This window comes from Nocardioides sp. CF8 (assembly GCF_000389985.1).
GTDB classification, from domain to species: Bacteria; Actinomycetota; Actinomycetes; order Propionibacteriales; family Nocardioidaceae; genus Nocardioides; species Nocardioides allogilvus.
Genome location: NZ_CM001852.1, coordinates 2,616,723 through 2,628,805, shown reverse-complemented (window position 1 = coordinate 2,628,805; position 12,083 = coordinate 2,616,723). Strand labels below are relative to the sequence as shown.

Sequence of the window (12,083 nt, the reverse complement as noted above, 5' to 3'; positions counted from 1 at the left end):
CCCCGCCGCTGCCGCGGCCGAGGTCGACGTACTCCTCACCATCGGCGACATGGCGGCGCACATCGCGTCCGCGGCGACCGAGCAGGACGACTGGTCGGGTGAGGCGATTGTCACGGCGGGGCGCGCCGAGGCAGTGGCGTGGTTGCGACAGAATGTGTCGGCTGGCGACGTCGTCCTGGTGAAGGCCTCGCGAGGTGCGGCGCTGGAGCTCGTCGCCGAGGCCCTGCTCGACCAACCGTTGCACGACACACCCGCAGAAGGAGGCAGCACCAGATGAGAGCGATCCTGCTCGGTGGTGGCCTGTCCCTGCTGATCTCGCTGATCGGCACCCGTTACGCGATCGTCGTGCTCTCGCGCCGTGGCTACGGCCAGGAGATCCGCGACGACGGACCCACGACCCACCACACGAAGCGCGGCACGCCCACCATGGGCGGCATCGTCATCATCCTGGCGACCGTCATCGGCTACTTCACGGCCAAGCTGATCACGATGCAGCTGCCGACGGCCTCGGCGATGCTGCTGATCTTCTTGTTCGTCGGCCTCGGCTTCGTCGGCTTCCTCGACGACTTCATCAAGATCAGTCGCCAGCGCAACCTGGGGCTGCGCAGCCGGGCGAAGATGATCGGGCAGACCGTGATCGCGGTGACCTTCGCCATCCTGGCGCTGTCGCCCGCGCTGGCCGACGACCGCGGCAACGCCCCCGCGTCCCACCACATCTCCTTCATCCGCGACTACGAGCGCTTCGCGCTGCCGACCGTCGTGGTGATCGTGCTCATCTGGTTCTTCGTCACCGGCTTCAGCAACGCCGTCAACCTCACCGACGGTCTCGACGGGCTGGCGACCGGGGCCAGCATCCTGGTCTTCGCCGCCTACACGCTGGTCAACATCTGGCAGAACAGCCAGTCGTGCGCGATCGGGCCCGGCGCCAAGTGCTACGAGGTGCGCGACCCGCTCGACCTCGCGGTGGTGTGTGCCGCGATCACCGGAGCCTGCTTCGGCTTCTTGTGGTGGAACGCCTCACCGGCCCAGATCTTCATGGGCGACACCGGCTCCCTCGCGCTCGGCGGCGCCCTCGCCGGCCTGGCGATCCTCACCCGCACCGAGCTCCTGCTGATCATCATCGGCGGCCTGTTCGTGGTCATCACCCTCTCGGTGATGGTGCAGGTCTCGGTCTTCAAGCTCAGTCGCGCCAGCGGACTGTTCCGCTCGGTCTTCCGGGTGCAGCCCGGCCACCGCGTCTTCCGGATCGCTCCGCTGCACCACCACTTCGAGATGCTCGGCTGGGAGCAGGTCACCGTCGTGATCCGCTTCTGGATCATCACCGGCCTGTGCGTGGCCGCCGGCCTCGGCATCTTCTACGCCGAATGGGTGGCCGGAATCGGATGACCACCCCCGACCTCGACGCCCTGGGCAGGCACACCCCCTGGGACGGCGTGCGTGCGGTGGTCGCCGGGTTCGGCGTCTCCGGCTTCGCCGCCGCTGACAACCTGCTCTTCCTCGGTGCGGACGTGACCGCGCTCGACGAGAACACCAGCGCCGAGAAGGCCGAGAAGGCCCAGCTCCTGGAGACCCTCGGCGCCCGGATCCGGCTCGAGCAGGGTGCCACCGACGTGCTCCCCGACGACGTCGACGTGCTCGTCACCTCGCCGGGCTGGAGGCCGTCGGCGCCCCTGCTCGCCCAGGCCGCGGCGCGCGACATCCCCGTCTGGGGCGAGATCGAGCTCGCCTGGCGGTTGCGCGACCCCGAGCACGCAGCTCCGTGGCTCGCCGTCACCGGCACCAACGGCAAGACCACCACCGTGCAGATGCTCGACTCGATCCTGCGCGCCGCCGGCCTGCGCAGCGCGGCCGTCGGCAACGTCGGACGCCCGGTCGTCGAGGCCGTCATGGACCCCGAGCCCTACGACGTCCTCGCCGTCGAGCTGTCCAGCTTCCAGCTCCATTACACCCGCTCGATGAGCGCCGAGTCCGCGGTCGTGCTCAACTTCGCCGAGGACCACCTCGACTGGTACGACGGCCCGCACCCCATGGCCGACTACGCCGCCGACAAGGGCCGGATCTACCACCAGGTCCAGCGCGCCGCCGTCTACAACGTGGCCGACCCGGAGACCGAGCGGCTCGTGGTCGAGGCAGACGTGGTCGAGGGCGCCCGGGCGATCGGCTTCACCCTCGGCATGCCCGGAGTCGGCATGGTCGGCGTCGTCGAGGACTTCCTGGCCGACCGAGCCTTCATCGAGCAGCGCGCCAGCAGCGCCGCCGAGCTGTGCACGATCGCCGACCTGGCGTCGCCCGCCCCCCACTTCGTCGCCAATGCCCTGGCCGCCGCCGCGCTGGCCCGTTCGCACGGGGTCTCGCAAGAGGCCGTGCGCGACGGCCTGCGCTCCTTCAAGCCCGACGGCCACCGCATCGCCCACGTCGCCGAAGGCGGCGGAGTCACCTGGGTCGACGACAGCAAGGCCACCAACCCGCACGCCGCGATGAGCTCGCTGCAGGCCTACGAGCCGGTCGTCTGGGTCGCCGGGGGACTGGCCAAGGGGGCGCACTTCGACGAGCTCGTCCAGGCGGTCCGGGGCCGGCTGCGCGGCGCCGTGCTCCTGGGCCGGGACCGTCGTGTGATCGCCGACGCGCTTTCGCGACACGCGCCCGATGTGCCCGTCATCGAGATCGACGACGGGGAGACTGGATCACCGATGGATCGCGTCGTCGACGCGGCCGCACGCCTAGCCCAGCCGGGCGACACCGTGCTGCTGGCGCCGGGATGTGCGTCCATGGACATGTTCGCCAACTACGGCGCCCGAGGTGACGAGTTCGCCGCTGCGGTGCACCGGCGGTTGACCGGAGACTGACGACGAAGGGGGAGACCGGATGGCCACCACGACCGCCGCCGGGACCCCCACCCAGACCGATTCAGGTTCCCGGGCCCGCACGGCCGCCTTCCGCGCCGCGCTCGACCGCCCGTTGTCGTCCTACTACCTCCTGCTGGGTGCGTCGGCCCTGCTGCTGGCGATCGGCCTGATCATGGTGCTGAGCGCGTCCAGCGTCTACAGCCTGCGCTACTACGACGACTCCTACGCCGTCGTGAAGCGCCAGCTGCTGTGGGTGCTGATCGGCCTGCCGTGCGCCTTCGTCGCCTCCCGGCTCTCCATCGGGTGGGTGCGTGGCCTCGCCTGGCCCGCCTACGTCGTGTCACTGGCGCTGCTGCTGCTGACCGCGTTCCTCGGGGTCGAGCGCAACGGCAACCAGAACTGGCTGGCCGTCGGCCCGCTCGCCATCCAGCCCTCCGAGATCGCCAAGCTCGGCCTGATCCTGTGGGCCGCCAACGTCTATGCCCGCAAGGAGCGCCGCCTCGGCAGCGTCCACCACGTGATGATCCCCGTGGTGCCGGGCATGCTGCTGGCGACCGGGCTCGTGGTCGCCGGTCGCGACCTCGGCACGGCCCTCGTGCTGTTCGCCATCCTGCTCGGGATGCTCTGGGTGGTCGGTGCGCCCGCAAGGCTGTTCGTCGTGTGCATCTCGATCGTCGGCGCGGTCGCATTGCTCCTGGCCGCGATGGACTCCGAGCGGCTCTCGCGCATCACCAACTTCGCCGACCCGTTCAAGGACTACCTCGGCTCCGGCTGGCAGCCCGCCCACGGCCTCTATGCCCTGTCCAGCGGCGGCTGGCTGGGGGAGGGCATCGGCGGCTCCGCGCAGAAGTGGGGCTCGCTGCCCGAGGCCCACACCGACTTCATCTTCGCCGTCCTGGGCGAGGAGCTCGGTCTCGCCGGCACCCTCCTGGTCATCAGCCTGTTCTTCACCATCGCCTTCGCTGCGCTGCGGATCGCGATGCACACCGACGACCCGTTCGTGCGCTACATGACCTTCGGCATCGTGGTCTGGCTGCTGGGCCAGATGATGATCAACGTCGGCATGGTGCTCGCGGTGCTCCCGGTCATCGGCATCCCGCTGCCGCTGGTGTCGTACGGCGGATCGGCCCTGCTGCCGTCCCTGGTCGCGCTCGGGATCCTGATCGGGTTCGCCCGGCGAGAGCCCGAGGCCGCACGTGCGCTCGCGGCCCGCAGGCGCAACCGCTCGGCGGGCCTGTCGGCCGGCCGATAGATTTCCCCCTGATATGCGCATCCTTCTTGCCGGCGGCGGTTCCGCCGGACACACCTCGCCCCTGATCGCCACAGCCGACGCACTGCGTCGCCTCGACCCGAGCGTCGAGATCACCTGCCTGGGCACCCGCGAGGGCCTCGAGGCCCGGTTGATCCCCGAGGCGGGGCTGCCGCTGGAGTTCGTCCCCCGGGTGCCGCTGCCGCGCCGTCCGGGCGCCGACCTGATGCGGGTGCCGGGTCGCCTCCGCGCCGCGCGCCGCGCTGCGGTGGAGATCGTGGACCGGGTGCGTCCCGACGTGGTCGTCGGCTTCGGGGGCTACGTCTCGGTGCCGGCCTACCTCGCGGCCCGCTCGCGGCGTCTCCCGCTCGTCGTCCACGAGGGCAACGCGATCGCGGGCATCGCCAACAAGCTCGGTGCGCGCTTCACCACCCACGTCGCGACCAGCTTCCCCGCCACCGCCCTGCCCCACGCGACCTACATCGGGCTGCCCGTCCGCCGGATGATCTCGACCCTCGACCGCGCTGCGCTGCGCGATGAGGCGCTCGATCACTTCGGCCTCGCCGCCGACCGTCCGACGCTGCTGGTGACCGGCGGCTCCCAGGGAGCGGTGCGCCTCAACACCGCGATCTCGCAGGCCGCGCCTGCACTCGCCGCCGCCGGCATCCAGGTGCTCCACGTCGTCGGGCCCAAGCACACGCTCGAGCCGCCCGCAGGCGCCGGCACCTACGTCGTCCAGCAGTACGTCGACCGGATGGACCTCGCCTACGCCGCCGCCGACGCGGTGCTGTGCCGCGCCGGCAGCAACACCGTCACCGAGGTCTCGGGCGTGGGCCTGCCCGCGGTCTACGTCCCGCTGCCGATCGGCAACGGGGAGCAGAGCCTCAACGCCCGGGCAGTCATCGACGCCGGTGGCGGGCTGCTCGTCGCCGACAATGCGCTCACCCCCGAATGGGCCTCCGCGACCCTGCCCGCGCTGCTGACCGATCGCGCCCGCCTCGACGCGATGGGCGTGGCCGCCGCCGACGTGATCCCGCTCGACGCGGACGAGAAGCTCGCCCGCATGATCCTCGAGGCAGGCGCCCGATGAGGCTGCCCGTCCCCGACGTGCTGCTCCCCGCCGACCAGCTCGGCCGGGTGCACTTCATCGGCATCGGTGGGGCCGGCCTGTCCGCGATCGCCCGGATCATGGCCGCCAACGGCGTCGAGGTGTCCGGCTCGGACGACCAGGACACCCCCTTCCTCCCTGCCCTGCGCGAGCTCGGCGTCACCTGCCACCTCGGCTACGCCGCCGAGCACCTGGGCCACCTCGCCGACGGCGACACCGTCGTGGTCACGACCGCGGCCCGCGAGGACAACGTCGAGGTGGCCGAGGCGCGCCGTCGCGGCCTCCGGCTGCTGCCGCGCTCGGCCGGGCTGGCAGCGACCATGGCCGGTCACCGGGTGCTCGCCGTCGCCGGCACCCACGGCAAGACCACCACCACCGGCCTGCTGACGAGTGCGCTCCTCGCGGCCGGCTCGGACCCGACGTACGCCGTGGGCGGGGTGCTCACCGCCACGGGCCGCAACGCCGACGCCGGCGCCGACGACCTCTTCGTCGCGGAGGCCGACGAGTCCGACGGCGCCTTCCTCGTCTACCGCCCGCACGCCGCGATCGTGACCAACGTCGAGGCCGACCACCTCGACAACTGGGGCACCGAGGAGGCCTACCACGCGGCGTTCGACGAGTTCGCCGACACGATCGACCGCGACGGCTTCCTGGTCTGCGTCGCCGACGACCCGGGCGCCCGCGCCCTGGCCGCGACCGCCCGGGCGACCGGCCTCGAGGTGATCACCGTGGGGGAGAGCGACGACTGCGACCTGCGGATCGTCGACCTCGTCCTCGACGGGAGCACCTCCACCAGTCACATCGTCCGCGACGGGGTCGACCTCGGCGAGCTGCGGCTGCGCATCCCGGGCCGTCACTACGTCCTCGACGCGGCGGCCGCCCTGGCGATGGGGCTGCGCCTCGGTTTCGCCTTCGACGAGCTCACCGCCGGTCTGGCCGCCTTCACCGGCACCGGTCGCCGGATGGAGCTCAAGGGCGAGGTGGCGGGAGTACGCGTCTACGACTCCTACGCCCACCACCACGTCGAGATCGCCGGTGACCTGCAGGCGGCCCGCTCGGTCGTCGGCGCCGGCCGGCTCGTCGTCGCCTTCCAGCCCCATCTCGTCTCGCGCACCCGCATCTTCGGTGCCCAGATGGGCGAGGCGCTGGGCGCTGCCGACGAGGTGGTGGTGCTCGACGTCTACCTCGCCCGCGAGGACGCCGACCCCGCCGTCACCGGCCGGCTGGTCGCCGACGCCGTCGCGCTGCCGGCCGACCAGGTCGTCTTCGAGCCCGACTTCGACGCTGTCCCCGCCGAGCTGGTCCGCCGGGCTCGGCCCGGCGACGTGATCTTGACCCTGGGCGCCGGCAGCATCACCCAGCTGGCCGCGCCGATCCTCGCTCTCCTCGAGGAACGCGATGGCTGAGACCCGTGAGGAACGGGCCGAACGCCTGACCCGTCAGCGTTTCGCGCGCCGGCAGTGGGCACGTCGCTGGATGCGCTGGAAGTACGTCGCCGCGTCGGTGCTGCTCGTGACCGCTCTCGTCACCGGTGTCTGGCTGGTGTTCTTCTCCTCCGCGCTGTCGGTCACGAAGGTCGAGGTCGCCGGCAACGAGCTGCTCTCCGACCAGCGGGTGCTGCGCATCGCCGCCGTGCCCGAGGGGGAGCAGCTGGCCCTCGTCGACCTCGCCGACGCTGCTCGTCGTGTGCAGACGCTCTCCGAGGTCAAGGACGTCGACGTCACCCGGGCGTGGCCCGACGGCGTGCTGATCACCGTGACCGAGCGCACCGCCGTGGCCATCGTGGAGCTCGGTGGCAAGATCCGCGGACTGGACGCCGAGGGCATCGTCTTCCGCGACTACAAGTCCGTGCCCAAGGGCATGCCCCGCGTCCGGCCGACCACGTCCACGGGCGCCGACGCGCTCAAGGAGGCCGCCGGAGTCGTGTCGTCGCTGCCCGACGACCTGGCCGGTCGGGTCGACCACGTCGAGGTGGAGACCATCGACCAGATCACCCTGGTGCTGCGCGACGGTCGCCAGGTGCTCTGGGGGAGTGCCGACGAGAGCAGCCTCAAGGCCACGGTCCTGGCGCAGCTGATCGTCGCCGTGCAGGCCGCGACCGTCTACGACGTCAGCGTGCCCGGCAGTCCCACGACCCGCTGAGAAATATCTGCCACATCCGCGCGCGGCGGCGTGTCGGTCCCGGTGACTCGGTCGTCGTGCCTACAGTCATGACCAACGCGAGGTTGACATAACTATAACCCTCAGGTTGACCGTTAGGGTTCCGCGGCACCGAGGGTGAGCAGCACAGAGATGCCAACCGGACGACTTCCCCGAAACCCGATTCGACCCCCACTTCACGAGAGGCCTGCAGCCATGGCAGCAGCACAGAACTACCTGGCGATCATCAAGGTCGTGGGTATCGGTGGAGGCGGCGTCAATGCCGTCAACCGCATGATCGATGTCGGCCTCAAGGGTGTCGAGTTCATCGCGATCAACACCGACGCCCAGGCCCTGCTCATGAGTGACGCCGACGTCAAGCTCGACATCGGTCGCGAGCTCACCCGCGGCCTCGGTGCCGGCGCCAACCCCGACGTGGGTGCGAAGGCAGCCGAGGACCACGCCGACGAGATCGAAGAGGTCATCAAGGGCGCCGACATGGTGTTCGTGACCGCGGGCGAGGGCGGTGGCACCGGCACGGGTGGCGCCCCGGTCGTCGCTCGCATCGCGCGCTCGCTCGGTGCCCTGACCATCGGTGTCGTGACGCGCCCCTTCGCCTTCGAGGGACGCCGTCGCGCCAACGCCGCGGAGGAGGGCATCAGCCAGCTCCGCGAAGAGGTCGACACCCTCATCGTCATCCCCAACGACCGGCTGCTCTCGATCAGCGACCGCAACGTCTCGGTGCTCGACGCCTTCAAGCAGGCCGACCAGGTGCTGCTGCAGGGTGTCTCGGGCATCACCGACCTGATCACCACGCCCGGCCTGATCAACCTCGACTTCGCGGACGTGAAGTCCGTGATGGCGAACGCCGGCTCCGCCTTGATGGGCATCGGCTCGGCCCGCGGCGAGGACCGTGCGGTGCAGGCGGCGGAGATGGCCGTCTCGTCCCCGCTGCTCGAGGCGTCCATCGAGGGTGCCCACGGCGTGCTGCTCTCCATCGCGGGTGGGTCCGACCTGGGCCTGTTCGAGATCAACGAGGCAGCTGCCCTGGTGTCGCAGTCCGCGCACGCCGAGGCCAACATCATCTTCGGTGCGACGATCGACGACGCGCTGGGCGACGAGGTCCGCGTGACCGTCATCGCGGCCGGCTTCGACGGTGGCATGCCCAAGCGCCGCTCCGAGGGCAACGTGCTGCGACCGACCAACCCGGTGCAGACCCAGGCCGAGACCCGGGCCGCGGCGCAGGAGCTGGCGGCGAGCAGGTCGACGACGCCCGACTCCGTGGTCGGTCGCACGACGCCGAACCCCGCGGCCCAGTCCTCCAACCCGGCGCCCGCCCAGTCGCCGAGCCAGTCCTCGACGCCGAGCCCGGCGCCGCGACCGACCCGCTCGGTGCAGTTCGACGACGACGACCTCGACGTGCCGGACTTCCTGAAGTAAGTGTTCGTCTTCCGCGACTCGCTGGAGGCCACGTCGACCACGTCCCGGGTCGACGTGGCCTTCACCGATTCCTCGATCGACCTGCAGGGCCTGCGCGACGACTTCCCGGAGCTGCTCGCGCACGTCGAGGGCGTGGTTGGGGTCCCGCTCGCCCGACTGTCCCAGGTGCACGGCGACGAGGTCGTCGTGGTGGACGCGCCGATGCCGCTCGGGCAGGTGCCCGACGGTGACGCCCTCGTCACCACGACGCGCGGTCTCGGGCTGATGGTCCGCGTCGCCGACTGCGTGCCGCTCGTGCTCGCCGACCCGGAGGCCGGCGTCATCGCTGCGGTCCACTCCGGCCGACCGGGCCTCGTGCTCGACATCGCGACCCGCACGGTCGAGGTCATGCGCCAGCACGGAGCCACCACCATCACCGGCTGGCTCGGTCCGCACGTGTGCGGCTCCTGCTACGAGGTGCCCGAGGAGATGCGCGCCGAGGTGAGCGCCCTCGTCCCCGAGGCGCACGCGCAGACCTCGTGGGACACCCCTGCCCTCGACATCGGTGCCGGTGTGCGGGCCCAGCTGTCGCGCGCCGGAGTCGAGGTGCTCGACGTCGGCGGCTGCACCCGCGAGGACCGTGGTCTGCACTCCTACCGCCGTGACGGTGCTGCCGCTGGACGGTTTGCCGGTCTGGTGTGGCTCTCATGACGCGCGCCGACGACCTCGCGGCCAACCTGCTCGCCGTACGCCGCCGCATCGAAGCCGCCTGTGCCGCGGCCGATCGCGACCCTGACGAGGTCGACCTCACCGTCGTGACCAAGAACTTCCCGGCCTCCGACGTGCGGATCCTGGCCGACCTGGGCGTCCGCGACGTGGGGGAGAACCGCCACCAGGAAGCCGCGGCCAAGGCTGCCGAGTGTGCCGACCTGCCGCTGCGCTGGCACTTCGTCGGCGGGCTGCAGAGCAACAAGGCAGCCGCCGTCGCGACCTATGCCGATGTCGTCGAGTCCGTCGATCGGCCCAAGCTCGTGAGCGGACTGCAACGCGGTGCGCACGAGCGCGGCCACGTCGTCGACGTGCTCCTGCAGGTCAGTCTCGACCAGCCCGGTGCCGAGCACCGTGCCGGAGCGGCACCGGCCGACCTGTCGGCGCTGGCCGCGGCCCTCGAGGCCGCCGGGTCCCTGCGGCTGTGCGGACTGATGGCCGTGGCCCCGCTGGGGGAGGACCCGGACGTCGCCTTCGCCCGCCTGTGCGAGATCCGCGAGGAGTTCCTCGCCGACCACCCGGGGGCCGCCATCCTCTCTGCCGGGATGAGCAACGACCTCGAAGCCGCGATCAGGCGCGGCGCGACACGCGTGCGTGTCGGCTCCGCGGTCCTCGGTCCGAGGCCATCGGTCAAGTAATGTCGCGAACAGACGTACACAACTCGCGAGTGCCCCAGGGCGCCGCGGCAACCGGAGGACCACTGTCATGAGCGGCGCAATGCGCAAGATCGGCGAGTACCTCGGCCTGCTCGAGGACTCCGGTCACTACGACGAGTTCGACGGCGACCACGAGACCAGCCAGCACGATGCGGTGGACGAGCGTCCGGTGCCGGCTGCGCGCGAGCGTCGTCCAGCCCCTGTGTCCGATCTCTCCGAGCGCCGTCGCCCGGCCTCGGTCACTCCTGGAGTAGTCGCCGAGTTGAGCCGAATCACGACCCTGCACCCCCGCAACTACAACGAGGCGCGCCTTGTCGGGGAGAACTACCGCGACGGCACGCCCGTCATCATGAACCTCTCCGAGATGGACGACAACGACGCCAAGCGCCTCGTCGACTTCGCGGCCGGCCTGATCTTTGCCACGCGTGGCAGCATCGAGCGCGTGACCAACAAGGTCTTCCTGCTCTCCCCGCCCAACGTCTCGGTCTCGACCGAGGACAAGGAGCGGATCGCGGAGAACGGCTTCTTCAACCAGAGCTGAGTGCCCGTGTCGTTCGTCTTCTCGATCCTCTACATCGCGGTCGGGATCTTCCTCGGCTGCCTGTGGGTGCGCTTCATCGTTGACTGGGTCCAGGTCTTCGCCCGGAGCTGGTCGCCGCGAGGCGTGCTGCTGGTGCTGCTCGAAGGTGTCTACTCGATCACCGATCCACCCATCAAGGCGCTGCGCCGGGTCATTCCGCCGCTGCGGATCGGCAATTTCGCCCTGGACCTGAGCTTCCTGATCGTGATGGTGGCGACGTATTTGGTGTGGGGCCTGATCGGCAGCGTTGCGAGGTAGAACCATCAGCCACACGGGTCACTGACGCCGTCCGTGCCGTGGGGTCTAGTGTGTCTGTGGATGCACAGGCTTGTCGTGCACAGTAATTTCCCTAATCTGTTAACCAGTTCGCCGACGTGAAAGTTTGGGTGAGGTCATGCCGCTGACGCCTGAGGACGTGAGTAACAAGCGATTTACTCCTGTCCGCCTCCGTGAGGGCTACGACATGGGAGAAGTCGACCAGTTCCTCGACGAGGTCGAAGCAGAGCTCGCCAGGCTGACCAAGGAGAACGAGGACCTTCGGTCCAAGCTCTCCGCGGCCCAGTCGGGTTCGCCGACGCCCGCAGCGGCCCCGGTCGCTGCCCCCGAGCCGGTCAAGGAGGAGAAGCCGACCCCGGCTCCTGCTCCCGTGCCGACGCCCGCTCCCGTGGCTGCTGCTGCTGCTGCTCCGGCCGGCGGCGTCGAGACCATCCGGGTCGAGACGGTCCCGCAGGCGTCCAACGCCGCGGCTCGTCTGCTCGAGCTCGCCACGCGCAATGCCGACGAGCTCGTCGAGGAGGCCAAGAACGAGGCCGACAAGGTCGTGGGCGCCGCCCGCACCAAGGCCGAGCGTCTCGAGGCCGAGTCCAAGGCCAAGTCCGACCGCCTCGAGGCCGACGCCCGCCAGCGTTCGCAGATGCTCGACTCGGAGACCGCCGAGCGTCGTCAGCAGATGTTCGGTGAGCTGGAGAAGGAGCGCGACAAGCTCAACGCAGAGGTCGAGACGCTGCGTTCCTTCGAGCGCGAATACCGCTCGCGCCTCAAGACCTACTTCACCCAGCAGCTCGAGTCGCTGCAGGGCAACGCGTCGGTGGCGGAGGTCCCCTCGGGCGACGCTCCCGCGCCGAAGCGCCTCCGCTCGATCCTGGGCGAGGAAGAGGGCTGACCAGCCCCCTCGCACCACGCACCACACGCATCTCGACAACGGCCGGTCCCTTCGCGGGGCCGGCCGTTCTCACCCCCATGGGCGAGCCGTTTGGAGCAGTGCTCCGCCAGCGACTACCCTCCTGCCACGTATGTGGCTCGGACCACACGACCCATG

The 12,083-nt window shown here is 70.5% G+C and carries 12 protein-coding genes and 1 pseudogene; all 13 read left to right on the top strand.

The features are described from left to right. Positions 1–277 (top strand): annotated as a pseudogene (locus CF8_RS23190) (hypothetical protein); the annotation flags it as partial. Further along, positions 274–1,386 carry a phospho-N-acetylmuramoyl-pentapeptide-transferase gene (mraY, locus tag CF8_RS12800; RefSeq protein ID WP_010833532.1) on the top strand — a complete coding sequence of 371 codons (1,113 nt, stop codon included), beginning with the start codon at positions 274–276 and terminating at the stop codon, positions 1,384–1,386. The pseudogene CF8_RS23190 and the gene mraY, both read left to right, overlap by 4 nt. Next, complete coding sequence (murD, locus tag CF8_RS12795; RefSeq protein ID WP_051204214.1) at positions 1,383–2,846, top strand: UDP-N-acetylmuramoyl-L-alanine--D-glutamate ligase; 1,464 nt, start codon at positions 1,383–1,385, stop codon at positions 2,844–2,846. Before mraY ends, murD begins: the two co-directional genes overlap by 4 nt. A gap of 19 nt (positions 2,847–2,865) precedes the next feature. After that, positions 2,866–4,098, top strand: coding sequence for a putative lipid II flippase FtsW (gene ftsW / locus CF8_RS12790; protein WP_010833530.1), 1,233 nt, complete (start codon positions 2,866–2,868; stop codon positions 4,096–4,098). A gap of 13 nt (positions 4,099–4,111) precedes the next feature. Then, entirely contained in the window at positions 4,112–5,185 is a 1,074-nt protein-coding gene (murG, locus tag CF8_RS12785; RefSeq protein ID WP_010833529.1) for an undecaprenyldiphospho-muramoylpentapeptide beta-N-acetylglucosaminyltransferase, read from the top strand. Then, a complete protein-coding gene (murC, locus tag CF8_RS12780) occupies positions 5,182–6,609 on the top strand; it encodes a UDP-N-acetylmuramate--L-alanine ligase (protein WP_010833528.1) in 1,428 nt (475 codons plus the stop codon). The genes murG and murC overlap by 4 nt, the downstream gene beginning before the upstream one ends. Beyond that, positions 6,602–7,345 carry a cell division protein FtsQ/DivIB gene (locus tag CF8_RS12775; RefSeq protein ID WP_036490957.1) on the top strand — a complete coding sequence of 248 codons (744 nt, stop codon included), beginning with the start codon at positions 6,602–6,604 and terminating at the stop codon, positions 7,343–7,345. The genes murC and CF8_RS12775 overlap by 8 nt, the downstream gene beginning before the upstream one ends. Positions 7,346–7,558: 213 nt before the next feature. Next, on the top strand, positions 7,559–8,782 hold the full coding sequence (gene ftsZ / locus CF8_RS12770) for a cell division protein FtsZ (protein ID WP_010833526.1): 1,224 nt from the start codon (positions 7,559–7,561) through the stop codon (positions 8,780–8,782). Next, positions 8,783–9,472: a polyphenol oxidase family protein gene (locus tag CF8_RS12765; protein WP_010833525.1), complete on the top strand. Its 690-nt coding sequence runs from the start codon at positions 8,783–8,785 to the stop codon at positions 9,470–9,472. Continuing rightward, positions 9,469–10,167 (top strand): YggS family pyridoxal phosphate-dependent enzyme, encoded by a 699-nt coding sequence (locus CF8_RS12760; protein WP_010833524.1) that lies wholly within the window; start codon positions 9,469–9,471, stop codon positions 10,165–10,167. The genes CF8_RS12765 and CF8_RS12760 overlap by 4 nt, the downstream gene beginning before the upstream one ends. A gap of 67 nt (positions 10,168–10,234) precedes the next feature. Further along, positions 10,235–10,726: a cell division protein SepF gene (locus tag CF8_RS12755; RefSeq protein WP_036490953.1), complete on the top strand. Its 492-nt coding sequence runs from the start codon at positions 10,235–10,237 to the stop codon at positions 10,724–10,726. A 6-nt stretch (positions 10,727–10,732) separates the two neighbouring features. Next, a complete protein-coding gene (locus tag CF8_RS12750) occupies positions 10,733–11,023 on the top strand; it encodes a YggT family protein (protein ID WP_010833522.1) in 291 nt (96 codons plus the stop codon). A gap of 136 nt (positions 11,024–11,159) precedes the next feature. Further along, positions 11,160–11,927, top strand: coding sequence for a DivIVA domain-containing protein (locus tag CF8_RS12745; RefSeq protein ID WP_036493069.1), 768 nt, complete (start codon positions 11,160–11,162; stop codon positions 11,925–11,927). Positions 11,928–12,083 lie beyond the last annotated feature (156 nt).

Excerpts from the sequence above, each read along its gene's own strand:
- murC (WP_010833528.1), top strand. The coding sequence starts at position 5,182 with ATGAGGCTGCCCGTCCCCGACGTGCTGCTCCCCGCCGACCAGCTCGGC.
- CF8_RS12745 (WP_036493069.1), top strand. The coding sequence starts at position 11,160 with ATGCCGCTGACGCCTGAGGACGTGAGTAACAAGCGATTTACTCCTGTC.
- CF8_RS12775 (WP_036490957.1), top strand. The coding sequence starts at position 6,602 with ATGGCTGAGACCCGTGAGGAACGGGCCGAACGCCTGACCCGTCAGCGT.
- CF8_RS12755 (WP_036490953.1), top strand. The coding sequence starts at position 10,235 with ATGAGCGGCGCAATGCGCAAGATCGGCGAGTACCTCGGCCTGCTCGAG.
- ftsW (WP_010833530.1), top strand. The coding sequence starts at position 2,866 with ATGGCCACCACGACCGCCGCCGGGACCCCCACCCAGACCGATTCAGGT.
- murG (WP_010833529.1), top strand. The coding sequence starts at position 4,112 with ATGCGCATCCTTCTTGCCGGCGGCGGTTCCGCCGGACACACCTCGCCC.
- mraY (WP_010833532.1), top strand. The coding sequence starts at position 274 with ATGAGAGCGATCCTGCTCGGTGGTGGCCTGTCCCTGCTGATCTCGCTG.
- murD (WP_051204214.1), top strand. The coding sequence starts at position 1,383 with ATGACCACCCCCGACCTCGACGCCCTGGGCAGGCACACCCCCTGGGAC.
- ftsZ (WP_010833526.1), top strand. The coding sequence starts at position 7,559 with ATGGCAGCAGCACAGAACTACCTGGCGATCATCAAGGTCGTGGGTATC.
- CF8_RS12760 (WP_010833524.1), top strand. The coding sequence starts at position 9,469 with ATGACGCGCGCCGACGACCTCGCGGCCAACCTGCTCGCCGTACGCCGC.